Genomic DNA, 25,195 nt, shown 5'->3' with positions numbered 1-25,195 from the left:
TGATGATAAAGATCATATCATTCAGACATACGGTAACTTCTGCTAGAATAGAATAAGTTTCTAGTGCGGTAGGAATATTGATTAGGGTGGTTGTTTGAGATATCTCTCGTCCTTTAAAACATCGTTAAAAATTTCCCGCTACCTTTTTCGCATATTAGGTATTATGTTGTGGGCGATGGGTGCATTGCTAACCATGTTTTACCTCATCAATATTTTCAATGATACTAAGTCAGATATTCGGCAAGAGTATAGTAATAACTACACCAATCTCCTTGGCTTCTTTAGGCAAACCTCTGGCACCATCCGTGATTTACAATACCTCGCAGAACGACATCAAGAACAGATCAATTTAAATCCGGGGATGAAAAATTCATTATTTTATGAAGGTCCTTTTTCACTTCATAAACTGAATGACACTGCGGATTGTGAATTATTTAAAGGACAAACGAACAACTATTTTCGCTCATTTAACAGCATATTATATTATTGGAAAGATAACACTCCTGCGCTGCAAGGGATAAACCAAGTCTTTATGGTCGGTTCTCATAGCATGTGTATGATTAACTTTCCTTTACGAGCGTCGCCTGTTGATACTGAAATGCTAAAGAAAATGGTTTACGAGAACACGCGTAATTATATTAATCAACGCGCGCAAGGCAAAGAAGTAAACCAATATTGGATAGTACCAGATGCAAAAGGGGATAGTGGCATTTTATATGTTATGTCGCCAGTTTATGCATCAGGTAAATTTATTGGTCTGATTGGTATTGAAAGGGCTATCCGTCTTGAATATTTTTCTCCAGCTAAAGACAGAGTGATTTCAATTCATCTTCTTAATAGCCGAAATACCACGGTTTTAAGCTATCCTGCAGAAAATAACTATCATACAGTTAAACAAGTCCCTGATGTTAGCGCCCCTTATTTTGGTTTTGATGAAGATTTTAGTGACTTAGTTGCTAAGCGTAAATTATTGCCTTCATCCTTTAGTGTGGTGTATTCATTACCACTCAAACAAATTTTAAATGAATTTAAATTCACGATTTTTAATGCGCTGATCTTAAATATTATTTCAGCCATTATGATTTTTATCTTTGTATGGATCTTTGAGAGAAAAATATTCTCCCCAGCTGAAAATAATGCTTCTCGTCTAGAAGAGCACGAGCAGTTTAATCATAAGATTGTGGCATCAGCGCCAGTCGGGATCAGTATTCTTAGAATACGTGACGGTATGATTATTCTAAGTAACGAACTCGCACATAACTATTTTCGTTTACTTAGCCATAGCGATAAACAAAATATCCTCTCTATTATTGCTGAAAAAAGTAGCAATATGGTCGATGTTGTGACCAACAATCGTAATCATCTACAAATAAGCTTTGTTAATTCACGTTATCAAAATGAAGATGTGGCTATCTGTGTTTTAGTGGATATCAGCGCACGGGTTAAAATGGAGCGTTCATTACAAAATATGGCGACAGCTGCAGAGCAAGCTAACCAAGCTAAATCGATGTTCTTGGCAACGGTTAGTCATGAATTACGAACACCACTTTATGGCATTATTGGTAATTTAGAGTTATTACAATCTCTTACACAAAGCGACGATACTGCTCGATTATTAAAAACGATGGATAACTCCTCATCGTTATTACTAAAAATTATTAGCGATATCCTCGATTTCTCGAAAATTGAATCTAAACAATTAAAAATTGATATTAAGCCATTTAATTGTCGCCAAGTGCTCTCTTTTGTTATCTCTAACTATTTACCGTTGATTGCGAAAAAAGACTTAGCTATTTACTGTTTTATCGAACCTGATGTACCTAAAATTGTGAATAGTGATCCTGTTCGTGTGCAACAAGTTATCTCTAATCTATTGAATAACAGTATTAAGTTCACCACGACGGGATGTATTACCTTGCATCTTTATAAAGATGATTATTATCTCTATTTTGATATTCACGATACAGGTCGAGGGATCAGCGACAAAGCATTGCATGAGCTTTTTGAACCTTTCTTCCAAGTATCTCAAAATACAGAAAGTGCATCAGAAGGAACCGGATTAGGTTTAGCTATTTGTGAAAAGCTGATCAACTTAATGGATGGGGATATTAGCGTTGTTTCCCAAGAGAATATTGGTAGCCGCTTTACGGTTCGTATCCCTCTTTATGGCGCCCTAGACGAAATAGAGTCTTCTTTTAAACGCAATATTTATAAAGAAAATAATGTTCGCTGCTTTATTGATATTAAAAATCTTTATTTAGAAGGTTTTATTGGTCGATACCTTCGTTATTTTGGTTTGAGTTGTGAATTACTGACTGAAGACGTGGTGTTATCTTCAACCGATTTTATTATCACAGATTACGATGTGCCCAGAAAAGATAACTGCCAATTTATTAGGATCAATGAGCATTATTTGGAGCCGTCGAAGAAAATCGCTGAAAACGTATGGGTTTGCAGTACTTATAAACTAAACGAGTTAACAAAAATAATACTACAATTGCCTCAAACTAAAGTTGAAGCAAATTGTGTGGAAATGGTGGCGCAAGATACGGATTGCCACTTACAAACCTTGACGGTTCTTATTGTCGATGATCACCCCATCAACCGCTTATTGTTGACCGATCAACTGAAAAAAATCGGTTTTAATACAGCAACAGCAGAAGATGGCTGTGACGCATTAACGTATTTAGCTAAAAACCATGTTGATATCGTTCTGACGGATGTCAATATGCCAAACATGAATGGTTATCAGCTGGCAACATATATAAGAGAAATGGGCAGTAATATGCCGGTGATAGGTGTGACAGCGAATGCGATTGCAGAAGAGAAACAACGTTGCATTGATGCAGGAATGAATGATTGTGTATCTAAACCTGTTTCGCTCTCTATTTTAAGAGAAGTGCTGGTGAAGTATATTCCAAAAGAATAATTCCAGAACGGATAACACGAGTAAACAAACAAAGACTAATTTATTAGTCTTTGTTTGTTTAAAGCCCCAATAAAGCAAAAATAACGTAATCACAAAGCATTTTGATAGACAAAATGAAATAAAGCACAGCCATAATAAGATAAACAAATAAGACAAATAGATGAAAAAGGGGGAGAAAGTCTTTGTAACAGCCTGTAAGCGAAAAAATGAGGAAAGGGATAAAAGGGATGAATTAAAAGCCACGCAGCTTATAAGGTGCTTGTGAACAAGAAATATTGGCGAAGAAAGAGAAAGGAAAGCCTAAAGAGAGTGGGAATAAAGAGCAAAGGCTAAAAAGCAGAGAAGCTCCCACAAAGGGATGAGCTTCCTGATTTTATCGGTGCGGCTAAGCTAAGGTAACAACGGTGAAATTAATCCGGTCCGTTAATTTCCTTATCAATAGTCACTGATGACAAGTAATTAAGTAATGCGATATCGTTATCGACACCTAATTTCATCATGGCTGATTTTTTCTGACTACTAATCGTTTTAATACTACGATTAAGTTTTTTCGCGATTTCGGTTACAAGAAAGCCTTCCGCAAATAATCTCAGCACTTCACTTTCTTTTGGTGATAAACGTTTATCGCCGTAACCATTTGCATTTACTTTCTCAAGTAGCTTCGCAACGCTTTCAGGCATAAATTTCTTACCTTTTTGTAGCGCAGCCAATGCTTTTGGTAGATCAGTCGGAGCACCTTGCTTAAGCACAATACCTTCAATTTCAAGATCAAGAACAGCGCTCAAAATAGCTGGGTTGTTATTCATTGTGAGTACAATAATCGACAAATTAGGATAATGTCTTTTAATGTACTTAATGAGTGTAATACCATCACCATACTTATCGCCAGGCATAGATAAGTCAGTAATTAAAGCATCCACATTTAACTTAGGTAAGTTATTGATAAGTGAAGTTGAATCTTCAAATTCACCTACAACATTGACCCATTCAATTTGTTCTAAAGATTTACGAATACCGAATAAAACGATTGGGTGATCATCGGCAATAATAATATTAAGGTTATTCATGTTTAATTGTTACCTTGCTGCAGCAACTGTTGAATCCATTTATCCAGTTGAGTGATACGTTCTTTGATCTCTAATTCATTATGATTTTTTATGTCATGCTCTAAATATTCACAGCTTTCTCTGAGATATTCTAAATCTAACATGGCAAAAACCCCTTTTAGACGATGAGCTGTCTGGGCTAGAGAATGAAAGTCTTTATTTGTTGCTTCTAAGTGTAGTTTTTCAACATCAATAGGAACAGTACTGATAAATAGTTCCTTATAATCACTACCATTCAACTTCTTCCTATAATTATTAAGAATTACTTCGTATTTATCAAGGTTATTATTTTCATCCCAAATACTCTCTTTAGTTGTATCTAGGGAAAATGACTCATTTTCTTCAATTAAATAAGTAATAGCCTCAATTAAAGGATCACCGAAGTTATAGTTACACTTTATTAAATCTTTTGATATTTTTTCAAATCCAACAATAGAGCTGATTAATAATATTGTTGGAGATTCAGGGTTATCATTCGGTGTATCCTTAAGTATGATATCGTATTCAGGATAAAGATTCTCTCTATTTTTATCAAAGTATGTCGCGCCATATTTATCAAGCTGTTGACAGATGATTTTTTCTATTTCAGGATTTTTTATAGCGAGTTTTGCGTTTATTCCCTCTAATAATACGTTAAATGTTCGCTCTTCAGTATCTATATGCTGGTATGGGAGTGCGATTTGAAAATGAGAACCAATGCTTTCTTGGCTCTTAATCGTTAATTCTCCTTGTATTTTATGGCATAGCAAATGGCATAAATAAAAAATGATACCTGAATTAGAATAATATTTGTCTCCCATTGCTTGCCCTAAGAATGGGTATTTTATATTAGCAATATCTTGAGGTGTAAGCCCGCTTCCACTGTCAATAATATCTATAAGTATTTCTTCTTTATCTTTATTTTTAACTAAATTCAGATTAACGGTTATCTTTCCATAATTAGTCGTGCTAATGGCATAATTAATCAATGATAAAATAATCTTACTTAAAGCTGGGCCATCGTTAATTAAAAGCAATCCAGGTCTTATATTATTGTGGAAATAAAGTGTTAGCCCTTTTCTTATCATAAAAGGTGATGCTGTTATCAGAATAGATTCAACTAATGTTGATAGTTCAAATTCATCCTTATGAATTTTCCATTCTTGATTTTCTAACTTATTAATTAATGTAATGTTTTCTATCCACTCAGAAATGTAATTTGTTTTCTCTAATAATAAGCTAAGCAATTGTTGGTGAGTGTCTTCGGGTAATAATTCTTTGAATTGATAAACCATCTCATTTATATCTTTGATAGGACGCATTAATTCTAATGACATATTAGATAAGATCTTGCGTCGTGCGATGGTATTTTTCTCATATTCTTGCTGTGCAAGTTGTAATTTTTTATTGATTAGGGCTTCGTTATCTTTATTCAGAAATATGAATAATGATGTATTGTCAATATTGTTATTATTACTTGTTCTTATTTCATAAATTTCATTGTTAATAGCCGTTTGGATTAAGCCATTGTGCTCCACTGCCATTTGGCGGATCTTAGATAAATCGATATGAGGCAGTTATTTTTCCGCATGACTATTACTAATAATCTTATGGTTAGAGGAAAAATTATAGACAAGTAATCCTATCGGAAGGTTTGAAATGATGTCGTTTGTCATCTCTTCTTTGATCCGTAGATTACGAGTCATAGAGATATAAGGGAAAACGTACTTATTACGGATATAAATATGACCAAAAACAGAGATAGAAATAAATACCAGAAGGCTGATTAATAACCAAATATTTTTGTAGGCAATCTCTTTTATAATCGATTTCATCGGGTATTCATAAGAGAGTGAATATGGGATACCAATAATCGGTTGAGAAAAAATCAGTGAAGAGCCATCGGTTGATATTTCAATGCTATTCTTGTCATAAACGGATTGTTGACCTGTCGGGAGTAATCTTAGGTAGTGTGGCGATAGCTCTGAAGGCAAGAAATTATTGATAGGTAAATCAAACGCCACTACGCTGGTTAACTGACCCGGCACATTAAACATAATACGATAAGTGTAGTAATAGATGTTTTCTGTGGACATCTTCCTAATAGGAGAAAGGCTTTCTTTTTCATCTAATGCCGTTGATTGCATCAATAACTCAGACCGTTTATTTTCAGCCGTTAATGTTAAATAACTTTCTTTGTAACGGATCTCTGGCTTCAGAACAGAATGGGTTGTAATTAAGATCAGATCATTCCCTTTACCATTTAAATAATAAAGTGAGCTGTAATCATTACGTACACCCCAAAGAATTTCGAGTGAATTTGCAAATCGTTGCGCTAACTGAAAGGTTTGCTCATTGGGTTTACCAAATATAATGGAATCTACAGTTTGATCTCGCCCTTCAAGCCAAAATACATCAGAACGTAATTTTATTGGATTAAGTCGTAACACAGGGAACGTCGAAGTATCGGCTATTTTATTTGATAACTGAAAAAGTTGATTAGAGTGGTAACGGTAATCTTCAACCTGTCGGGCGAATTTTTGAGTCGTATTGTTGATAGCATTTTTTTTGCTATCTAGCCAAGTGTCAAAATAACTGTAAGCGTAGAGAAAAAGCGATATGACCATAAAAAGAAGAAACAGGGCATATAGACGAGTTAGTGTATTTGGCTTGAGTTGGTTCAATGTACGCATTCAGTTTGCGAGCCTTTAAGAGACAATGTAGTTAAAAATAGAAAATTGAATAAACAATCACCATTATTCAGCCATTATATTAACAGGTTATCCTATTAAAAGGGATATTCGGATGAACTTTGAGCAAACAAACAAAAAAATCCAATTTTTTTACAATCGGAGCTAGACAGCGAGGTCAGAGATAGGCATAATTCCGCGCTATGGAAGGATGGCCGAGTGGCTGAAGGCAGCGGTCTTGAAAACCGCCGATGGGAAACCATCCTAGAGTTCGAATCTCTATCCTTCCGCCAGAATTAGCCGGCTTAGCTCAGTTGGTAGAGCAACTGACTTGTAATCAGTAGGTCACCAGTTCGACTCCGGTAGCCGGCACCATATAAGAACCCGTTATCTCGCAAGAGGTAGCGGGTTTTTTCTTATCTATAATTCTACTTTGTATTTTTCCTCTTAGTTAATTTCTATTTAATTCCTTTTGGGTTACTCCGTTTATCTCGCGATATAGCGATAATTTTTTATCTCTAGTTATCAAAATTTAACCAACATATTAGTAAGTTAGCACTTTTTAATCAAAAATAGACTGAAGATTAAGCAAACAGATAAAAAAGTCATTTTTTTTACGATCAGGACTAGACAGCGGGGTCAGAGATAGGCATAATTCCGCGCTATGGAAGGATGGCCGAGTGGCTGAAGGCAGCGGTCTTGAAAACCGCCGATGGGAAACCATCCTAGAGTTCGAATCTCTATCCTTCCGCCAGAATTAGCCGGCTTAGCTCAGTTGGTAGAGCAACTGACTTGTAATCAGTAGGTCACCAGTTCGACTCCGGTAGCCGGCACCATATAAGAACCCGTTATTTCGCAAGAGATAACGGGTTTTTTCTTGGATCAATTTTAATATTGAATTAGCGATATTAAAAAACACCACATAAAAAGATCGTGGTGTTTTTGTGTATTATCGTGATCACCAACCCATCACAGACCAATTAAATACTCGCCCCAAAATTTTCACTTCTTCTAATGTAGAACGCTCATCTGGGTAATCAATAGTATTATAGCTACGGATGATAATGGTGTTATTGGGGAGTCGATGTAAAATTTTGACCCTCAAAAGATCGCCTTGTTGAATAGCATAAATACCGCCATCAACAATTTTTGTATGCCCTGTACTGATAGTGACAATCGAACCATCAGGAATAACAGGGGACATGCTGTCACCATGAACTTTAAAAGCAACGGCATCGCTAGGTTGAACGCCATAGCGATTAAATGTAGAACGAGAAAATCTCAATAATTCCACCTTTTGATTATCAGTGGTACAACTTCCGAAACCTGCAGCTAATTCAATAGTAGTATAGAAGGGGATCTCGACTTCATCTCGTTCTATCGGCGTATTATTATCCCAATCATCAACGGGTGTCATTTCATTTACTGAAACACCATCATTTCTTTTTGCTCCTCGTCCATATTCTAGCCATTCTGCTCGAACATCGAGCCATTGACTTAATGCTAAGATATTTGTTGGATCGGGAATTGATTCATTATTTAGCCATTTCCATACTGCTGGAGCACTGACTTTTATGCCTTGTTCAGCGAGTGCATCTGTAATTCTTTTACCTAACCCACGTCCTGCAATCCCTGAATCTAAGCAAGCTTCTTGAAGCCTTTTTGTGAACTCCGTTTTATTATCATTTTTAACCATTAGTTAATTTCCTTTGCTGCTTGACGCCACTTTGGTTAAAATATAACATTAACTATTAGTTAATAAAAGTGCGAAAAGTACAAAAAAGTAACTAAATAAACCAATGCAAGAGTGGTAAGTAAAAATCACGTTGAGATAACGCCGTAAAATGCGAGTGATTTAGATGCATAAATGCCATGCCTTGTCGTGGTACATGGATGACCAATAAGTAGTGATAGGAAATCAAAAGGAGCATTAAATGAGACTAGCGGACTTACCTAAATATTTTTCACCAAAAAGCATAGTATTGAGTGATGTAAGAACAGTGAAAGCTGTGGATTCACTGTCAGTGACTGATGTAATGACATCAATTAGTTTAGCCGCTCGAAAAGGGCGAATGGGTATAGAGTTATTTTTAGCTAAACATAGTATTAATCATCCTAGTGAAGCAATTGAAAGCCTTTATCAATACGCATTAACTCAGGCTTATCAATACAAAGCCATTGATAAACTTAATGAAGATGTGAAAGCTAATGTTTTACACATTATTGCTAATTATGCTTTCCAAGATTACGCAAGAAGTGCCGCAAGTAAGAAAGCGTGCCCTGATTGCAGTAATGGATTTATTGAAGTTGACGTTTTTACTACCAAAAGTTACACCTCAAAATCTGTTAAAGAGCTTGCGCGAAATCTTAACGGGGAGCTTAAAGTTAAACCCAAAAATAACACTTCTTACCGTGAAGTAAGAGAAACAACTCGGGTTGTTTGCCCTACATGTAAGGGCAAAGCTGAAATTCGTTTAGCATGTCGTTGTCATGGACGTGGTCAAGTTTTAGATAAAAAAGAGAGTGAAAAGCAAGGGGTGTCTGTTTTCAAACCTTGTAATCAATGTTCAGGTCGTGGGTATCCTCGCTTAAAATTCAGTGAAGTATTAGAGCAAGTACAAACAGTAGTGAGTGTTTCTAAAACTGTTGCGTACAGTAACTATAAACCGTTATTTGAACATTTAGTTGAAGAGTGCTTTAAAGAAGAGTCTTTATCAGAAAAAATTCTTCAAGAAGTGACTGTTAAGTAATAATTTTCTATATTTATTTATTTTTGTAGAAACTAATTATTGACTTTCAGGAAAAATAAGCATACTATAACTCCACAGTGAGAGATTTGTATCTAAAGACCTCACAACAGAATATAAATAGCCCCGCTTTTGAAGTGGGGCTTTTTTGTATCTCTATTGTCTTAACTAATATAAATTAACGATATCTGCTAAATTTTATCTTCAATAGAAGACCACCATGTGGTCTTCTTTTATATCTGCCACTTATCTAATTAGATAAAACATAAACATACTCATGTTAAAACAGTACTTAAATTTAAGTGCTGTGGATGAGTATATTATTTATTACAGTTCCTCCTATTGGAGGTAAGCCATGAGAAACAATGAAAGAAAATCCAGATCTATGGGAACAGATATTTATTGTCCTTTCTTCAATGAAAGAACAAGGAATATCAGCCTCTCTAGCTGGAGGAATGGCTATTCTTCGAGGTTTATATAACGGCGGAGGATGGAAAAAAACCTCTATAGATGGGCTGATGTGTGCAATGTTTGCCTGGTTTATTAAAGATATTCTAATTTTATTTAATATAAATCATGAGTTTGCTTACTTAGCCAGTGTGTTTATTGGCTATGTCGGAGTAGATTCCGTGAGTAAACTCCTTAAAGGAAGAGCAGGAGTTAAAAATGGCTAAAATAGCACGAGGTGAGCGTAATAATAACCCCGGTAATATCCGGCACGGTTCGAAATGGCAAGGATTATCCATAGAGCAAAGCGATAAAGATTTTTGCCAATTTATTTCACCTGAATATGGAATACGAGCTATCTACAAATTATTACAAACGTACCAAAAAAAATATGGTTTAAACACCATTAAAACAATTATCAATCGTTATGCGCCACCTAACGAAAATAATACAGCCGGCTATATTAGCCTGGCATCAAAAGAAATTGGCATTGAATCCGATGATTCAATTAATACACAATTAAAAAGTGTCACCATTCCTTTAACCGTAGCGATTGTTAATATTGAACTTGGCTATCAACCTTATTCAGAAAAAGTTTTTGAAGATGCTTGGTTGTTATTATGAATTATTTATTAAAAATAATGGTAATAGCGATCTTATGTCTAGGTATAGGATTGATTTGGTTAATTGATAAAAACAAATCCTTGAAACAGGAATACAATAATATTTATCAATCTCTTATTCAGCAGATTGCAGAGAATAAAAATTATCAATTAAGAATAAATCAGCTTAATCAACTTGATAATCGTCATTTACAGGAACTTGTTCATGCAAAAAAAGAAATTGATCAGTTGCGTGATATTAGCGAGCGCGCTCCTGAGCGGGTGTATATCAAAGCAGAATGTCACAAAGTCTCAGCCACTTCCACCGCCAGCTTGGTTGATGCAAACACCGCCAGACCTACTGACACCGCTATCCGAAATTATTGGCTACTCAGAGAACGAATTGCGCAGTCAGAACAGATCATTTTAGGTTTACAAGATTATATTCGACAAGAGTGTATTAATTAAAAATTAACTTAATTAATTTATAATCAATAAAAATTATTTATAAAATAAAATAGATTAAATTTTTAAAGAAAAGGAGAACTATATTAAGGAGGTGAAATGAAAGATAATGATATTAATATTGCCATTCGTGAACAACTATTAAAACAATTTAAATCAGCAAATATTAATGTTGATGTTATTGCTGGTTATCAACCAGATAAAAAACAAGATAATAATATTGTTATGTTTTTCCCTATAAAGGAGGTTGCCCAAGGTTGGCAAAAAAGAAATTATAATATTCAAGGTAATAATGCAAACCATAAAGAACAACAACTGATCGAATTAACGTTTCAGGTTCAAGGTTTTATTAAACAACATCCAAATTTAACAGCAGGTGATTTAATTCGAATGACTCGAATGATTATTAATTCGTTGTCTTTTGTCGAATCAATGAGAAAAGTGGGAATAGGGATACAACGTGCGAGCGAAATTAGGCGAGCGCCAATAATGAATGCTGGAAATAGCTATGAGCATAATCCTTCATTTGATTTTAATATCACTTTTTCCAGTACCTTATCTTTAGACACTGCTGCAACAAATTTACTTATTTCTAATCTATTTCGTATTTAAGGATAAATATGTCTATTAAACAAACGCGCTATATTGATATCGCGAGTGCGGTTATTGGTGCATCGGCCGCACCTATGCGCAAACTTACAGCTCGTATTTTCTCAACAAATCCTAAAATTCCAGCAGGGAAAGTACTTGAATTTGCTAGCGGGCAAGTGGATGAATTACTTGGTGCAGGATCACCAGAAGCGAAATTTGCTCGTCAATATTTCAGTTATGTTAGCCCCGCCCCTATTAGTAAACCTAAAGAGCTACAAATTGCTTCTTTTGAACCGGTAGGTCGCGCTCCGGCATTATTTGGTACGCCAGCAGCAACGCTTGATAAATTAAAGTTAATTGAAGAGGGCGCATTTACTTTAACTATCGGTGATATCTCTAAAAATATGACTGATATTTCTTTAAAAGATGTTGAGTCCTACGCTGATGTTGCTTCTCTGATCCAGGCTAAATTAAATGCTGAAAGCGAATCTCAATTTGCAAATTGCTACGTCACTTTTAATGCACTTGATGGTGCTTTCTTGCTAAGTGGTGGCGTACAAGAAAAAGCGAAAATCACGATGGATCACTCACCTTTAGCCGATGCTCTGGGATTAAGTGACGCAGAAGCATCTGAAGGCAATGTGGCTCAAACGGCACTTCAAGCATTTATCGCTGCCGAAGCGATTTCTGATTCATTTGGTAGTGCAACATTCTTAACTGAGCTTTCAGTCGAGCAAAGTGTTGAGTTAGCAGAGTACATTGCAGGTGAAAATGTAAAATATCAGCTCTATTTGTCAGTTCCGGATAAACAAGCCGAAATTTATAGTAAAGCATTAATCGGCACCGCATCAACGGGATTAAATTTAAAAACAGATGATGGTTTTTTTGTTCAAGCTCTACCGATGGCAATTATGGCGGCAACAGATTTTGATCGCACAAATGCGACCACTAACTATATGTATCGTCAATTTGGTATCACTTTCCCATCTCAAGTTAAGACAGATCTTGCGGCGGATCGATTAGATAAATTACGTGTGAACTATTACGGTGAAACGGCTGTTACGGGCACTGATATTAGTTTCTATCAACGTGGTTTTTTATGTGGAAATGCTTCTAATCCATTAGATATGAGTGTTCATACTAATGAGCAATGGTTAAAAGCCTATATTGCACAGCAATGGTTAAGCTTATTGCTTTCCACTCGTGGTATTCCAGCTAATAAAGATGGTGAAGCAAAAGCGATGATGGTTATTGCTGGTGCTGTTACAAAAGCATTAAATAATGGCACTATTCTTACCGGTAAAACGCTGGCCGAAGTACAAAAAATCGCAATTACAGATGCAGCAGGTGATGATTTAGCGTGGCACGACGTACAAAATAAAGGTTATTGGTACAACGCTGAAATCGTTGAAGAAACAGGCCCTTCTAATTTACCAGAATACACCATGAAATATGTATTAATTTACGGTAAAGGCGATTGGGTTCGTAAAGTTGAAGGCTCACACAATTTAGTTTAAGGAACAAACAATGAACGATATTTCAGCAACAGGTTTAAGTTTAATTATTCAGGCAAGTAACACATTTCCTGCTGGTATTCCTATTAGCACATTTGCAGATAATGGTGATCCGCTAGATCTACCAGCAGTAGATATCACACAAACCGCAGTGGATATTAATGGTAATTTAGTGAGTTGGTCGGCTCCTACACCTCAAACGGTGACGATTAATGTATTAGCTGGCAGTGAAGAAGACGAAAACTTGGCTATTTTGCTTGATGCGAATACAGCAAGACGAGGACGTCGCCCTACAAGCGATATTATTACGTTAGTGGCTTCTTATGGCGATGGCTCTATTACCACGGCTCGTAATGGTCGAATTACTAATGGTAGCCGAGGTAATTCAATTGCGAGTGAAGGGCGTCTCAAATCTAAACAGTACACCTTTATTTTCCAAGATTTTGATCGTGTCAGAGCGCGTTAATTTTTAGCGTTATTCTTATTCATCTAATGGCGGCTTCGGCCGCCTTTTTTATGGAATTTAATTATGTTAATTAAACCAAAAGAAATCACTGTTATTGATAGTGATCGTGAAGAACATACTTTTATTATTAGCCGATTACCTGCAACGATTGGGCGAGAAATTCTCGCTAAATATCCTTTATCAAATGCACCTAAAATTGGCGATTATGAAGTTAGCAAAGAAGCCATGTTAAAAATGATGGCTTATGTGGCAGTTGAAAAAGAAGGACAAGAAATTTATCTAAAAACCAGCACATTAATTGATAATCATGTGCCTGATGGGGAAGCTTTGATTCGTCTTGAACTCGAAATGCTGAAGTATAACACCAGTTTTTTCGGCAAAGACGGGAGCCAAAATTTCCTACAATACCTTCTAGGCAAGTTCAGCGGTTCTCTCCCGTCGATTATAAAAACGCTGATGGCTTCTTTGCAGTCATCATCTCCGCGGGTTTCGCCTCCTTCACAGAACTCAAAACAACTATAGATCTAGAGGAAGCCTTTGATCTGTGGGAGATCGCGATTACCAATCGTTATAACGAGGCGCTTGCGGCGTCAAAGGAGAGATAATGTCTCTATTACAGGTATTTTCTCAGGTACTGATGTTGGAGGCTGAAGTATCTGATAGTGCATTAGCAAATATTAGAAAATCAGCAGATGAAATTTTGGTTGAAATGAAAAATATTGAGCAGGGAGTTTCAGGAGGTATTACTAGTTTCTATAACTTTGTTCAAGAAATTCACTTCAATCTTGGGGAATTACCCGAAGATTATGACATAAGTATTTCATTTAATAGTGATGAAATTACAAGTGCTTCTGTAACTATTGAAAACTCAATTCAAAGCATTGTTAAAAGCGCACTAATGGGAGCGCAAGAGTTTGATAAGTTCTTGCAAGAAATCTTAGTGGGCATGCTGGGCTTATCACTTAATGAGCCAATAAATATTGATCTTAATATCAGTGAAACTCAAGATAAAATTAATTCAGTAACTCAAAGCATTGATGACCTGAAAAACGCTATGTCGGTGTTAGATTACCAAAGAGGATTGGTCAATAACAATGGCGCAGAGGAAGCTCATATTTTAGCAGGTCTCAATGCTGAATATGAAGCAATGGAAGATCAACTCTCCTCACTAAATAATGAATTGGGATCTTTAACTGAAGCAGAAAAGAAGAATAAAGAAAGTAAAATTGCTATCGATGCACTCATTAAGCAATTAGGTGCCGATTACGATACTTTTATTACCACAATGCAAACACAAGGCATTGAAGCGGCAGTTAAAGAAGCAAAGGCTCAACGTCGATTAGGTGATAGTGTTGATGAAACAGGTAAAAGCTATCAGAAAACCGTAGAGAAAATGAAGGATTATATTCTTAACGCTATTGGCGTTAAGGATATTACAGGGACTTTGCAAAAGGTTTTTTCTGCTTCATTAGATCGCGCCAAAGAAATAGAGTCGCTAGATAAACTGAGTAAAAAAATAGGTATCGCAGCTATTGATATCGATGCATTTTCTGGTGCGATGGCTGAAATTGGGGGCACAAAAGAGGCTGCTCAAGCCGATTTAACGGCAATGGCCAATGCATTTAATGATACAGAAGATCCTATCGAACAACTTTTAAAGACCGCAGATAAAGTCAAAGGAATGAGCTTTGATGGCGCCCAAAAAGAGCTAGAAAAATTGGGTGTTGTGGATGAAAAAACCATTGAATTAATGATGAAGGGTCGCGAAGAATTAGAGCGCACAATGGGGGTGCAAAAACAATTTTCTGGTATTAATGATGAAAGTGTCGAAAGTTCTATTCAACTTAATGCAGTAATGAATAAGTTTGATCAATTAGCGGCACAATTAAAAAATAACTTTTTAGATATCATTATTCCCGTTCTTGCAAAAGGAATAACGTGGTTTGATAAATTAGTTAATTTTTGTATTGAGAATAAAGATTTTGTTATCGGTTTCTTTTCAGCTATTGGTAGTGCTGTTGCTATTTTTTATTTACCTGCAATGGTGTCTGCGGCAGTTGCTACACTTGCAACTGCACTCCCCATATTAGCTATTGCTGCTGTTATTGGCATCTTAGCGACGGCATTTAAACTCGTCTATGACGATATTATGAATTTTATTAATGGTAATGATTCAATGATAGGAAGTATTTTGGATCAATACCCCGCGCTTAAAGACGCAATAATGGTTGTATGGGAAGCATGGCAAGTTTTTGTTCAATCATTAAAGATTGCTTCAAAGGCTATTGCTGAACATGTTATTGCTGCTTGGAATTATATATCTGACGCATTTAATCAATTTGTTATAGCGCTGAATGCCGGCATTAATAATATTATAGAGTGGGGACAATCCATTATTAATGTTTTTGTTTTTGTCTCTGATGCTGTGGTTAGTGTATTTAGTTGGATGTGGGAATATATAGAGAAAATATTAGGTTGGGTTAATGAAGGTATTGATTCCATAAAAGGAATTTGGCAATCAGCAAAAAGCTTTTTGGGAATGGAAGATGCTGAAAACGAAATAAAAGTTGTTCAAAAAGTAGAGCGACAATTATCTGACGAAGGTAATCTCAATTACACCATTCCACAGCCGAATCCAGCAATACCCTATTATAATCCAGTACAAGATGTAAATGCGTTAAATAATGGATTAACACTGTCATCAACAAATCGTTTAAACCCGATGACCAGTCAAATGATCAGTAACCAATCAAGCGTTAAAAATGAAAGTAATGTTCAAATTGGTGAAATCAGAATTGAAACACAAGCCACTGATGGCCCAGGTGTTGCGAAAGTGATTAATGAAACACTGATAAATGAAGCGGCTAAAGAAATCTCAGAGCACCACTCTAGCGGAGGTAAGGTTTAATTATGATAACTGAAGTTAGAATTTTTGATTTAGAGTCATTCGCAACACTATTTGATAGCGTTAATCCGATGAAAGTTTCGATTACTGATAGTCATCAGGTCATTAAATTTGCGGTTGAAAATGGTGAAAACCGTAGTGACCACATCATTATTGATCCTATCTGTATAAGTGTCGAGTTGCTATTAACGGGTGATATTGTAAATCGTTATTCTATTATAAAGCAGCTTTATGACGAGCATACATTAGTGGGAATTCAAACCAGAGTCAGAACCTATCAACCGATGTTGTTAGAAAGTTTGACTCATGATGAAGATCCTCAAAAAGTGAATGCCATTGAATTAAAGCTTAAGTTTATAGAATGGAAAACAATAGAGCCTGAATATAATAAAAAATCCTCTAAATCAACAAAAAAACCAAAGCAAACCTCTACGGTCAATCGTGGAAATGTCAAAAGCAAAAAATCAACACAAACCGGAAAAAAAGAAAGTTAGGAGGTAGATAAAATGCAAGTTATTCCATTACAAGCTATTCCTAATCAGCGATTTTCTGTCGAAATAGCCGGTGTTGATTGGGTTTTTACGTTGAAAGTCGCTAATCAAACAATGTTTTGTGATATTGAGCGAGATGGTGAAATACTTATTACAGGTATTCGCTTAGTTGCTAATACACCTATTATTCCTTATCGCTATTTAAACCAAGGGATTAATTTAGTTTTTCTAACAGAAAATGATGCTTTGCCGTGGTATGAGGAATTTACAAAAACACAATCATTAGTGTATTGGAGTAATGAAGATGGATCTTCGGCGAATAAGGGTAGGTATTGAGGTCGGCGAAAGACTTCAATGGTATGAAGGATTGCGCATATCAGCAGGAGGAAAGAAATATGCAAATCCATTACAAAACGAATGTAAAATCGCTATTACAGGGCTTAATGCCGAGACAAGAGATTATTTACTGACGGAAACCAGCCCTTATAATAAAAACAAACAAGTTCGGCGGCTTTATTTAGAAGTTGGTCGAATTAACACTGGGTTATTTTCGCTTTTTATTGGCGATATCACCAGTGCAGAAATAGACTCTCCTCCAAATGTCACCGTAACATTATCTGCAAAAACCAGTAATCATTGTTCTGGAAAAATTATTTCTTCTAGTGGTGGCGCAATTCAAAAATTGAGTGAAATCGCGTTAGCCATTGCTAATGACTGTGGTGTGAAATTAGATTTCCAGGCGACCGATAAGAATATTGCTAATTGGTATTATTGTGGCTCTGCATTACATCAAATAGAGCGTTTACAAGAGTCGGGAAATGTTAAAGCTTTTATTGATGATGATACGTTATTTGTAAAAGATGACGATAAAGCATTAAAAAGTCGATTTCGTATTTTGAATATGAATTCAGGCATGATTGGCATTCCTAAAGCCACAGAGAGTGGATTGACGGTGAGTTATCTTATCGATAGTACCTCTGAATTAGGTGGAATGCTTCGCCTTGATAGCAAACTAAATACCTCACTAAATGGTGATTACATTATCGAGCAGCTTGAATTTAAAGTTGCCTCTCACGATGCTGATTTCGCTTATACCGCAACGTGCAAACGAGCTTAATTATGAGTAAACCCAATAATGATCTTGCCAATGTTGGTTCATTGGCTGGGGCTTTTTCGTCTGCATTTCGCCATTTGATGATGAATACAGATGATATGTTGCCCGCAACCGTCATTAATTATGATGAGAAAACTAATCGAGCCATGATAAAGCCCTTAGTCATGATGTTGACTACGGATGATGAAAAAATCTCTCGCGCACCGGTTGCTAATATTCCCGTATTTCGCTTTGGTGGCGGTGGTTTTTTTATTAGAGCGCCTATTAAACCAGGTGATTTTGGCTGGTTAAAAGCCAGTGATCGCGATATTAGCCTTATTTTTCAGCGTGGTGGTTTAGAAGATCAACCCAATACAACGCGACTACATTCATTTAGCGATGCGATGTTTTTTCCTGACACGATCAAAGGATGGGCAATTGATGGAAAAAATATTGATGCCTTGGTTATTCAATCAATGGATGGTTCTGTCTGTTTTTCTCTTCATAACGATAAAGTTGTCTTAGAAACCCCAAAATATGAAATCAACGCCCCTGAAACGATATTTACTGGCAATGTTACTGTTAATGGTAATTACGCTGTAAATGGTAATAGCGATTCAAAAGGTGGGTTGATGCGCCATAACGGAAAAGATATCGGCTCCACACATACCCATAATGGGGTGCAAGCAGGGAAAGACAATACAGGAAGCCCAATATGAGGACATTTTCAATAAACCAGCAGAATGATTTTGCGATAGGTGCTGATGGTAACCTTCAAATTTGTGACAACGATGATGCAGTAAGAAATCTTTGTCAGCATTTTATTAAGGCTGTCCGTGGTGAAATGCTACATAAAAAAGATAAAGGTATCCCTTATTGGTCAGCAACATTTAGCCGACAAGTTGATCTTCCTTTATTTGAAATGGCGTTTCGACAACGTATTGCTGAAATAGAGGAAGTTGTCTCTATCACTTATTTCCATGCTTTTCTAGAAGAGGGAACATTGAAATATCAGGCAGATATACGCACGATATATGGAGGATTTACATTGAATGGCTGACTATCGTTATATTAATAATAAAGGGGTGATTGTGCCAGATACATCGACGTTACGAAACAATGTCGAGGATGAATTTCGTACTGTATTTGGTCAATCTATTAATTTATCGCCAGAAACCCCACAAGGGGTATTGGCAACCATGGAAATTGAAAATAGAGATGCGATTGTTCGTAATAATGCTGAACTGGCAAATCAAATAAATCCAGATATTGCTGGTGGTGTTTTTCTCGATGCAATATGGGCGTTAATGGGCGGGGAGCGTATTAATGCCACACATTCCTATTTAAGTGATGTCGAGTTTACTGGCATTCCCGGTACTATTATTCCTAAAGGTTCTCAGGCTCTCACAACAATGGGCGCTGTTTTTGAAACGTTATCGCCATTAATTATCGCTAATGATGGGAAGATTAAAGGCGATATGCGAGCCAAAGAATATGGAGCTATTACTTGTGGTATTGGGCAATTAAATAAAGTGGCCAGTTCTGTATTGGGATGGGAAAAAGTGAATAACTTAATCCATGCGGTTGTTGGTCGTCATGCTGAGTCAGATATAAAGGCAAGGCGTCGGCGTAAACAAACACTTGCTAAAAATACAGTCAGCGTTGCTGAAGCAATTACTTCTTCGCTATATGAATTAGAGGGAGTTAATTCTCTTTCTTTTCGTGAAAATTTTAATGATAAGGCATTAATTGTCGATGGCATTTCATTATTACCGCATAGCATTTATGTGTGTATAGAAGGTGGAGATAGCCATGAAATTGCTAAATCATTATTGAGAACAAAAACAATAGGTGCTGCATTTAATGGTGATATTGAAATAAAGGTAATAGAGTCAGCAAGTGGTCAAGAATATCCTATTAAGTTTTCACGACCGAAAGAAGTATCGGTGTTTTGCCGTGTTTCTGTCAAAAAATCCAATATTGATGCGCAAACCATTATTCCTAATGCGTTAGAGAAATGGGTTCAGGGTGAAATAGATGGAGACAATGGGCTGGTGGTCGGGCGAGAAGTTTCTCCTTTTGAAATTTCAGCCGCGGTTAATGCGGTGGAGCCTCATTTATTTGTCACTAAAGTGGAGCTTTCAACAGATGGAAAGAATTGGAATGTTGCATTAATTCCTATTGGTCTTAATCAAATTGCCCGATTACCAAAAGGGGCAGTGCAAGTGGTGATCGTATGAATATTCAAGAATTTGATTTTCATTCTGATCTACTTAAAGCGATCCTCTGGCAATATGAAAATGCAGATAAGCTAAAAGCATTAGCACATTTAAAAGCGGCTTACTTTAATCAATCTACGGTATTATTTTGGCAAAACTGGTACCGAGATGTATTTAATATTGATACAGCTAACGATTTTGGTTTATCAGTATGGTCACGCATTTTAGATGTGCCTTTAGGAATAGATATTCCTCCTAGTGATAAAAATAAAATAGGTTTTGGTTTTGGTAAAAAGAAAGCCAATTTTAAGGCAAACTTTCGACGAAATGCTGATTACACTCTATCGCTGACTTTAGATCAAAAAAGAATGCTGGTGAGAATGCGTTATTTTAATCTCACCCAAAGCCCTACTGTGACCAATATTAATGAGTTCCTTAAACGTTTTTTCTGGCGTGAAGATAGCAAAGTTTTTGTGCTCGATCCTTTTGATATGACGTATATGTATTACGTTTTTAATTTTAATCCAGATGAACGTTTACGCCTTTTATTAGAAAACTTCGACTTAATGCCGCGTCCTTCTGGCGTGGGTGTCAAATATCGTATCGTAACCAAGAAAGCCTTTGGTTATGGTCAATATCGTAAAAACTTTCTGAAGAGTAATTTCGGAGAATAATTCCTATGACTAAAATATTTAAAACCCCCTTTGCAACACAAGGGGATAAAACAGTTGTGCCTGTTGAAATTCAATCTGATGGTTCAGTGTCTTATACACAAGGTTATGGTTACGATTATGAGCGTGACCAAGTCACTGATCCGGCAGCAAAAGATATTGAACGTGAAAAAATGAATAGTTTATTTCACGATATCACTGAGTCTATTGGTGAAATGCAATTGCAGGGTTTTGCTAAGTGGTCGGAAGCAGGTAAACCTTATCCTATTCGTAGTGTGGTTTATCATAAAAATAAAGCTTGGCAGTCTAAAATTGAAAATAATAATGTAGAGCCAGTTGCAGGTAATGCATGGATTGAATTAAAAGCAGATATTAATGCGAATGATGTTGGTGCTTATTCTAAAGATGATGCCGATAAACGCTTCCAACCTGTAGGTAAATATCAAGTTGAAGGCCATGGCTATTCAAAAGCTGAATCTGATACGAAATATCAACCTAAAGGGAATTATGCCCCCGCGGGAAATTATGCCAATAAAGGCGAAAGCTATACCAAAGCCGAATCTGATGGTAAATATCAGCCAAAAGGAAGTTATCAACCTTCGGGAAATTATGCCAATAAAGGCGAAAGCTATACTAAAGCAGAATCTGATAGTAAATATCAGGGGAAAGGGAATTACCAAGCCGCGGGTTATAGTTACTCAAAATCTGAAGCGGATAATAAATATCAAGCGAAAGGTAATTATGTTACAGCCACACGTAAAGTTAATGATAAGCCATTGAGTGGTGATGTAACGGTAACATCGCAAGATATTTTTTCTAATCAGGCGATTTCAATTGGCGCTAATCAAAATTTAAATAACTATAAAACCGCCGGTATTTATTTCCAGTCTGCAAATGCGAATGCAGCGACAAATTTAAATTACCCAGAAGCCATGGCGGGTACATTAATTGTTTTAAAAAATGCGGGTATTACTCAACTTTATTATGTTTATAACTCGAGCCGTATTTATTCTCGTAGCCAGTATGGTAACGAAGGTTTTACACCATGGGCAAAAGAGTTTAATAGCCAAAATAAACCAACCGCAGGTGATGTAGGCGCATATTCCAAAGGCGAATCAGATGGTAAATATCAACCGAAAGGGAATTATCTAGCTTCGGGGTATAGTTATTCAAAAGGTGAGTCTGATGGTAAGTATCAGCCGAAAGGAAATTATTTAGCTTCTGGATATAGTTATTCAAAAGGTGAGTCTGATAATCTTTATATAAAGAAAACTGGTTTTTCTACTAAAGTTACAAATATGAGAAAGGTATGGAGTGGTGAAGCATGGCAAGACAGTGAGATTACAATGAGTGAAAATATACTAGGAAAAACATTATACTTTATAAGTGCTTGGGGCTGGAATAGCCAGATGGTAATACCACCAATTATTAATAATTCTGTTTTAGTGTCACATCCAGAATCTAATTACTTTATAGTCATAGCGATTTCATTACAAAAACTTAAAATTAAAGCACTAAAAGGAAAAATAACAGCAGCTTATATTTTAGATTAAGTATTCTTCTCATGGTTAAATTAAAAAAATGATTTTTTTGTTATATGAACACTGAAGATATTTCTATCTTTATTCAAGATATGATATATCTAACATTAGAGAGAAATTTATTACTACAGTTATTTTTAGTTTGTGATAATAAAGCGTTTTTTCTCTTGAAAAAAAAGCCACCTATTATATAGGTGGCTTGTCAGTAATAAGATAAAACTACTCTTTTATCTTATTTTTTCTTATTGTCAACTTCAATTTTAATATAATCATTCACATCCTTTACTAAAGAAATTTTCTTATAATCTAGGCTAGAAACTAGATACTCTTTTTTAGATAAAATCTAAGAGAAAAATGTTATTTTTGAAAATTAATAAATATATTTATTTAAGAGTAAAAACGTAAATAGCTATTATTCTAATTTAATAGAATATAACTACGATTATTAAGTTTAAATTAAAAAAATTAACTAAAAATAGAGAAGATAAGTGCCATAGGAAAGCTAAGTGGCCAAGTTAAGGCGATTAATAATGCACTTAAAAGGCGCATGGCTAGGCTAGGATCTTTGGTTAAAAAGAAAGTAATAATAAACGATATTACAGCCCCAATAAGGTAGCTTATTCCAATAATAGAGATAGCAGACATAACAGATCATTCAGTAAATAGACTGCAACAATTGTACTCCAAAATTGTTAAAGAAACAGAGGAATAGGGCAAACTTTTCAATAAATGTCATTACTAATGTGCAAATTTTAAACATTCATCTCATTTTTGATCTCTGATTTCTTTAGGTTGTAATCACACAAAATAATAACAAGGTTAAAGCCTAAAAATCAAAATTTAGAAGCTAGTGCATTGATTTAATTTGTTATTTATAACAACCTTTATTGTTTTAAGAAAAGATTTATAAAAAAATAGAACAAAATGGTATCGATCTTTTTTAGTAGTTTCATTATAAAAATTAAAATTTTTAAATGCTGATTTTTAAGGCAGGATAGTGATGAAGAGGTAAATGTAATGTTTGTAAAATGTACAGGTTAATTATATTACATCATGATATCGACAGAATGTAACAAATGGGATGAATGCCATTTTATACATACTTGTAGATAAATTGGCTTATGGATGGCGCGACTTAATGGATTTAAGCGTTAGCTAGGAAGCATTTAAAATCCCCTTTTAAGATTAAAAAGGGGATTTATTTTTTATGTCTTTTCGGATAGGGGTTAATAGCTGTCACTTTATTAAAATGGTAACTTATCAAAGTAGTAACCCGTCAATGACGTTTATTTTGGTGAAAATAAACGCTGTTCTGATTAATAAACAACTAGCGTGGTAGTTTTTATGATCCCTTATCAATCAACTTTGACGTTTTGGTTTGAAGAATGCACACCAGAGCAATGGTTTAAAAAAGATATTCAGTTTGATAAAGAAATTAGCCGCAGATTTGGTGAATTATGTTTAAGCGCGAGTCGTGGCGAACTGGCATCATGGAGAGAAACGATAGAAGGGCGCTTAGCTGAGATTATTATTCTTGATCAGTTCTCACGCAATATTTGGCGTGATACGCCAAAAGCCTTCGCCCAAGATAATATGGCATTAATCTTAGCGCAAGAAGCTATCCGGTTACCGGGATACCTGACATTAACACCCGTTAAACGTAAGTTTATGATCATGCCATTTATGCATTCAGAATCGCCTAAAATTCATCAAGATGCGGTTATCTTGTTTTCTCAGCTTAATGATGAAAATACTTATCAATATGAACTAAGACATAAAGAAATTATTGATAAATATGGTCGTTATCCTCATCGTAATGCGATCTTAGGCAGAACATCTACACCAGAAGAATTAGATTTTTTACAGCAACCAGGATCTTCATTCTAAAAAAAATGCATACCTTTTCGGGTATGCATTTTTGTTTCTTTTCTATGGTTGATTAATCAACTATAACATCAAGATTACATTGTAATATGCCATAAATTATAGAAGGCGATACGACCTGATAATTCAGCAATAATCACAGCGGCTGCACAAGTTGCCAGCGTCATTTTTGATGCTTGCGCTTTTACTGCAGTAAATCCTACGATAACCACACCTAATGCTAATACTGCTAATTGGAATCCCCAAAATAGAGATTGCTCAGCGCTGAGTTCTGGACCTGTAAAGCCAAGGAAGCTCACATAACCAGAGCGAGTAGCAAAAGTGATAATGGCACCGATAATAAAGGATAATGCACCTAAACGTCTTGCACCTGTTGCCATTGCTAATACACCACCGCCAACTAATAGCGTCATCCAAAATTGCAATGTGGTGTAGTTTGTATTCCAGTTAGCAATTGTAGGAATATGATAAATTTGTGGAATTGACCAAACAAATGCTAGACCAAAAATAACAGTAAATAGGTTACAAATTTCACGTAAGCCCTTCCATTTTTTCATCACAGTGAGTACAACAGTTGCAAAAGCAAAACCTGTAAACACACCACTTAAAAACGCTTCGTTACTCATTGGAGAACGACCAACGCCGAAGAGCATATTGAAAAAACGCAGTGGCTGTCCAACGTGTAATCCACCAATACTTAAGCCAATTAATGTTAAGATCAGGGCTAAAATATTAGCATTACGCAGTTGGTTTTCATCAATTTGACCTAATTTTTTACTGATATAAGCAATAAGAAACAGACCCGCTGCTGACGAACCTAAAACAGTAAAAAAGACTAGAGGAAGTTCATGCATG

General features: G+C 35.7%; 25 protein-coding genes, 4 tRNA genes and 1 pseudogene. 24 read left to right on the top strand and 6 right to left on the bottom strand.

Annotated elements, in window-relative coordinates; all coding sequences use genetic code 11:
- The first annotated feature begins 94 nt into the window (after positions 1 to 94).
- Complete coding sequence (gene rcsC / locus BTA34_RS10325; protein WP_151435551.1) at positions 95 to 2,929, top strand: two-component system sensor histidine kinase RcsC; 2,835 nt, start codon at positions 95 to 97, stop codon at positions 2,927 to 2,929.
- Between the two features lie 410 nt (positions 2,930 to 3,339).
- On the opposite strand, the gene rcsB is transcribed toward rcsC, so the two are convergent.
- From rcsB to BTA34_RS18385, 3 genes are read right to left on the bottom strand one after another with little or no spacing between them, the layout of a single operon-like run.
- Positions 3,340 to 3,996: a response regulator transcription factor RcsB gene (gene rcsB / locus BTA34_RS10320; protein WP_006533269.1), complete on the bottom strand. Its 657-nt coding sequence runs from the start codon at positions 3,994 to 3,996 to the stop codon at positions 3,340 to 3,342.
- A 2-nt stretch (positions 3,997 to 3,998) separates the two neighbouring features.
- The gene (locus BTA34_RS18390; RefSeq protein WP_265576063.1) at positions 3,999 to 5,558 is read right to left on the bottom strand and encodes an Hpt domain-containing protein; all 1,560 of its coding nucleotides are present in this window, start codon (positions 5,556 to 5,558) and stop codon (positions 3,999 to 4,001) included.
- A gap of 33 nt (positions 5,559 to 5,591) precedes the next feature.
- Entirely contained in the window at positions 5,592 to 6,707 is a 1,116-nt protein-coding gene (locus BTA34_RS18385) for a hypothetical protein (RefSeq protein WP_265576062.1), read from the bottom strand.
- A 202-nt stretch (positions 6,708 to 6,909) separates the two neighbouring features.
- Between BTA34_RS18385 and BTA34_RS10310 the strand changes: the two genes are divergently transcribed.
- From BTA34_RS10310 to BTA34_RS10295, 4 genes are all read left to right on the top strand, one after another.
- Positions 6,910 to 6,997, top strand: a tRNA-Ser gene (locus BTA34_RS10310).
- Positions 6,998 to 7,003: 6 nt separating this feature from the next.
- Positions 7,004 to 7,079 (top strand) — tRNA-Thr (locus BTA34_RS10305).
- Positions 7,080 to 7,370: 291 nt separating this feature from the next.
- A tRNA-Ser gene (locus BTA34_RS10300) sits at positions 7,371 to 7,458 on the top strand.
- A gap of 6 nt (positions 7,459 to 7,464) precedes the next feature.
- Positions 7,465 to 7,540 (top strand) — tRNA-Thr (locus tag BTA34_RS10295).
- Positions 7,541 to 7,662: 122 nt separating this feature from the next.
- Here BTA34_RS10295 and BTA34_RS10290 read toward each other — a convergent pair.
- Complete coding sequence (locus BTA34_RS10290) at positions 7,663 to 8,400, bottom strand: LexA family transcriptional regulator (RefSeq protein ID WP_151435550.1); 738 nt, start codon at positions 8,398 to 8,400, stop codon at positions 7,663 to 7,665.
- A 238-nt stretch (positions 8,401 to 8,638) separates the two neighbouring features.
- On the opposite strand from BTA34_RS10290, the gene BTA34_RS10285 reads away from it, so the two are divergent.
- The 18 genes and pseudogenes from BTA34_RS10285 to BTA34_RS10205 all read left to right on the top strand — a co-directional run bounded on the left by BTA34_RS10285 (position 8,639) and on the right by BTA34_RS10205 (position 22,468).
- The gene (locus BTA34_RS10285) at positions 8,639 to 9,454 is read left to right on the top strand and encodes an antitermination protein (RefSeq protein ID WP_151435549.1); all 816 of its coding nucleotides are present in this window, start codon (positions 8,639 to 8,641) and stop codon (positions 9,452 to 9,454) included.
- Positions 9,455 to 9,816: 362 nt separating this feature from the next.
- Positions 9,817 to 10,125, top strand: coding sequence for a phage holin, lambda family (locus BTA34_RS10280; RefSeq protein ID WP_088495157.1), 309 nt, complete (start codon positions 9,817 to 9,819; stop codon positions 10,123 to 10,125).
- Entirely contained in the window at positions 10,118 to 10,522 is a 405-nt protein-coding gene (locus BTA34_RS10275; RefSeq protein ID WP_151435548.1) for a structural protein, read from the top strand. The genes BTA34_RS10280 and BTA34_RS10275 overlap by 8 nt, the downstream gene beginning before the upstream one ends.
- On the top strand, positions 10,519 to 10,968 hold the full coding sequence (locus BTA34_RS10270; RefSeq protein WP_151435547.1) for a lysis protein: 450 nt from the start codon (positions 10,519 to 10,521) through the stop codon (positions 10,966 to 10,968). The genes BTA34_RS10275 and BTA34_RS10270 overlap by 4 nt, the downstream gene beginning before the upstream one ends.
- Positions 10,969 to 11,064: 96 nt before the next feature.
- A complete protein-coding gene (locus BTA34_RS10265) occupies positions 11,065 to 11,577 on the top strand; it encodes a phage gateway protein (protein WP_151435546.1) in 513 nt (170 codons plus the stop codon).
- Between the two features lie 8 nt (positions 11,578 to 11,585).
- Positions 11,586 to 13,073, top strand: a complete 1,488-nt coding sequence (locus BTA34_RS10260; protein WP_151435545.1) for a DUF3383 domain-containing protein — start codon at positions 11,586 to 11,588, stop codon at positions 13,071 to 13,073.
- A 10-nt stretch (positions 13,074 to 13,083) separates the two neighbouring features.
- Complete coding sequence (locus BTA34_RS10255) at positions 13,084 to 13,536, top strand: phage tail fiber protein (RefSeq protein ID WP_151435544.1); 453 nt, start codon at positions 13,084 to 13,086, stop codon at positions 13,534 to 13,536.
- A gap of 63 nt (positions 13,537 to 13,599) precedes the next feature.
- A complete protein-coding gene (locus tag BTA34_RS10250) occupies positions 13,600 to 14,058 on the top strand; it encodes a hypothetical protein (RefSeq protein ID WP_151435543.1) in 459 nt (152 codons plus the stop codon).
- A gap of 82 nt (positions 14,059 to 14,140) precedes the next feature.
- On the top strand, positions 14,141 to 16,444 hold the full coding sequence (locus tag BTA34_RS10245) for a hypothetical protein (protein WP_151435542.1): 2,304 nt from the start codon (positions 14,141 to 14,143) through the stop codon (positions 16,442 to 16,444).
- A 2-nt stretch (positions 16,445 to 16,446) separates the two neighbouring features.
- Positions 16,447 to 16,935, top strand: coding sequence for a phage baseplate protein (locus tag BTA34_RS10240; protein WP_151435541.1), 489 nt, complete (start codon positions 16,447 to 16,449; stop codon positions 16,933 to 16,935).
- 12 nt (positions 16,936 to 16,947) lie between these two features.
- Positions 16,948 to 17,268 carry a phage baseplate plug family protein gene (locus BTA34_RS10235; protein ID WP_151435540.1) on the top strand — a complete coding sequence of 107 codons (321 nt, stop codon included), beginning with the start codon at positions 16,948 to 16,950 and terminating at the stop codon, positions 17,266 to 17,268.
- Positions 17,237 to 18,049: a baseplate hub protein gene (locus tag BTA34_RS10230; RefSeq protein WP_151435539.1), complete on the top strand. Its 813-nt coding sequence runs from the start codon at positions 17,237 to 17,239 to the stop codon at positions 18,047 to 18,049. The genes BTA34_RS10235 and BTA34_RS10230 overlap by 32 nt, the downstream gene beginning before the upstream one ends.
- Positions 18,050 to 18,051: 2 nt before the next feature.
- Positions 18,052 to 18,744, top strand: coding sequence for a Gp138 family membrane-puncturing spike protein (locus BTA34_RS10225; RefSeq protein WP_151435538.1), 693 nt, complete (start codon positions 18,052 to 18,054; stop codon positions 18,742 to 18,744).
- A complete protein-coding gene (locus tag BTA34_RS10220) occupies positions 18,741 to 19,085 on the top strand; it encodes a hypothetical protein (RefSeq protein WP_151435537.1) in 345 nt (114 codons plus the stop codon). Before BTA34_RS10225 ends, BTA34_RS10220 begins: the two co-directional genes overlap by 4 nt.
- On the top strand, positions 19,078 to 20,265 hold the full coding sequence (locus tag BTA34_RS10215) for a baseplate J/gp47 family protein (protein ID WP_151435536.1): 1,188 nt from the start codon (positions 19,078 to 19,080) through the stop codon (positions 20,263 to 20,265). The genes BTA34_RS10220 and BTA34_RS10215 overlap by 8 nt, the downstream gene beginning before the upstream one ends.
- Positions 20,262 to 20,918 carry a DUF2612 domain-containing protein gene (locus tag BTA34_RS10210; protein WP_151435535.1) on the top strand — a complete coding sequence of 219 codons (657 nt, stop codon included), beginning with the start codon at positions 20,262 to 20,264 and terminating at the stop codon, positions 20,916 to 20,918. Before BTA34_RS10215 ends, BTA34_RS10210 begins: the two co-directional genes overlap by 4 nt.
- A gap of 5 nt (positions 20,919 to 20,923) precedes the next feature.
- Positions 20,924 to 21,304: pseudogene (locus tag BTA34_RS18380) on the top strand (hypothetical protein); the annotation flags it as partial.
- Entirely contained in the window at positions 21,287 to 22,468 is a 1,182-nt protein-coding gene (locus BTA34_RS10205; protein WP_265576332.1) for a pyocin knob domain-containing protein, read from the top strand. The pseudogene BTA34_RS18380 and the gene BTA34_RS10205, both read left to right, overlap by 18 nt.
- A 453-nt stretch (positions 22,469 to 22,921) precedes the next feature.
- On the opposite strand, the gene BTA34_RS10200 is transcribed toward BTA34_RS10205, so the two are convergent.
- Positions 22,922 to 23,101, bottom strand: coding sequence for a GhoT/OrtT family toxin (locus BTA34_RS10200; RefSeq protein ID WP_036912664.1), 180 nt, complete (start codon positions 23,099 to 23,101; stop codon positions 22,922 to 22,924).
- A 699-nt stretch (positions 23,102 to 23,800) separates the two neighbouring features.
- Here BTA34_RS10200 and BTA34_RS10195 point away from each other — a divergent pair.
- Positions 23,801 to 24,343, top strand: coding sequence for a DUF924 family protein (locus BTA34_RS10195; protein WP_151435533.1), 543 nt, complete (start codon positions 23,801 to 23,803; stop codon positions 24,341 to 24,343).
- 74 nt (positions 24,344 to 24,417) lie between these two features.
- On the opposite strand, the gene BTA34_RS10190 is transcribed toward BTA34_RS10195, so the two are convergent.
- Positions 24,418 to 25,194 (bottom strand): dimethyl sulfoxide reductase anchor subunit family protein, encoded by a 777-nt coding sequence (locus tag BTA34_RS10190; protein WP_151435532.1) that lies wholly within the window; start codon positions 25,192 to 25,194, stop codon positions 24,418 to 24,420.
- Between the last annotated feature and the right edge of the window lies 1 nt (position 25,195).

Source organism: Proteus sp. CD3 (assembly GCF_008808075.1).
Lineage (GTDB): Bacteria > Pseudomonadota > Gammaproteobacteria > Enterobacterales > Enterobacteriaceae > Proteus > Proteus appendicitidis.
Note: the sequence above shows the minus strand (reverse complement) of the source record. Positions and strands in the feature narration are given on the sequence as shown.

Coding starts and splice junctions, on each gene's coding strand:
- BTA34_RS10285 (WP_151435549.1), top strand. CDS start 8,639: ATGAGACTAGCGGACTTACCTAAATATTTTTCACCAAAAAGCATAGTA.
- BTA34_RS10200 (WP_036912664.1), bottom strand. CDS start 23,101: ATGTCTGCTATCTCTATTATTGGAATAAGCTACCTTATTGGGGCTGTA.
- BTA34_RS18385 (WP_265576062.1), bottom strand. CDS start 6,707: ATGCGTACATTGAACCAACTCAAGCCAAATACACTAACTCGTCTATAT.
- BTA34_RS10190 (WP_151435532.1), bottom strand. CDS start 25,194: ATGCATGAACTTCCTCTAGTCTTTTTTACTGTTTTAGGTTCGTCAGCA.
- BTA34_RS10270 (WP_151435547.1), top strand. CDS start 10,519: ATGAATTATTTATTAAAAATAATGGTAATAGCGATCTTATGTCTAGGT.
- BTA34_RS10240 (WP_151435541.1), top strand. CDS start 16,447: ATGATAACTGAAGTTAGAATTTTTGATTTAGAGTCATTCGCAACACTA.
- BTA34_RS10210 (WP_151435535.1), top strand. CDS start 20,262: ATGAATATTCAAGAATTTGATTTTCATTCTGATCTACTTAAAGCGATC.
- BTA34_RS10220 (WP_151435537.1), top strand. CDS start 18,741: ATGAGGACATTTTCAATAAACCAGCAGAATGATTTTGCGATAGGTGCT.
- BTA34_RS10260 (WP_151435545.1), top strand. CDS start 11,586: ATGTCTATTAAACAAACGCGCTATATTGATATCGCGAGTGCGGTTATT.
- BTA34_RS10265 (WP_151435546.1), top strand. CDS start 11,065: ATGAAAGATAATGATATTAATATTGCCATTCGTGAACAACTATTAAAA.
- BTA34_RS10225 (WP_151435538.1), top strand. CDS start 18,052: ATGAGTAAACCCAATAATGATCTTGCCAATGTTGGTTCATTGGCTGGG.
- BTA34_RS10275 (WP_151435548.1), top strand. CDS start 10,118: ATGGCTAAAATAGCACGAGGTGAGCGTAATAATAACCCCGGTAATATC.
- BTA34_RS10230 (WP_151435539.1), top strand. CDS start 17,237: ATGGATCTTCGGCGAATAAGGGTAGGTATTGAGGTCGGCGAAAGACTT.
- BTA34_RS10215 (WP_151435536.1), top strand. CDS start 19,078: ATGGCTGACTATCGTTATATTAATAATAAAGGGGTGATTGTGCCAGAT.
- BTA34_RS10290 (WP_151435550.1), bottom strand. CDS start 8,400: ATGGTTAAAAATGATAATAAAACGGAGTTCACAAAAAGGCTTCAAGAA.
- BTA34_RS10195 (WP_151435533.1), top strand. CDS start 23,801: ATGATCCCTTATCAATCAACTTTGACGTTTTGGTTTGAAGAATGCACA.
- BTA34_RS10245 (WP_151435542.1), top strand. CDS start 14,141: ATGTCTCTATTACAGGTATTTTCTCAGGTACTGATGTTGGAGGCTGAA.
- BTA34_RS10280 (WP_088495157.1), top strand. CDS start 9,817: ATGAAAGAAAATCCAGATCTATGGGAACAGATATTTATTGTCCTTTCT.
- rcsB (WP_006533269.1), bottom strand. CDS start 3,996: ATGAATAACCTTAATATTATTATTGCCGATGATCACCCAATCGTTTTA.
- BTA34_RS10255 (WP_151435544.1), top strand. CDS start 13,084: ATGAACGATATTTCAGCAACAGGTTTAAGTTTAATTATTCAGGCAAGT.
- BTA34_RS18390 (WP_265576063.1), bottom strand. CDS start 5,558: ATGGCAGTGGAGCACAATGGCTTAATCCAAACGGCTATTAACAATGAA.
- BTA34_RS10250 (WP_151435543.1), top strand. CDS start 13,600: ATGTTAATTAAACCAAAAGAAATCACTGTTATTGATAGTGATCGTGAA.
- BTA34_RS10235 (WP_151435540.1), top strand. CDS start 16,948: ATGCAAGTTATTCCATTACAAGCTATTCCTAATCAGCGATTTTCTGTC.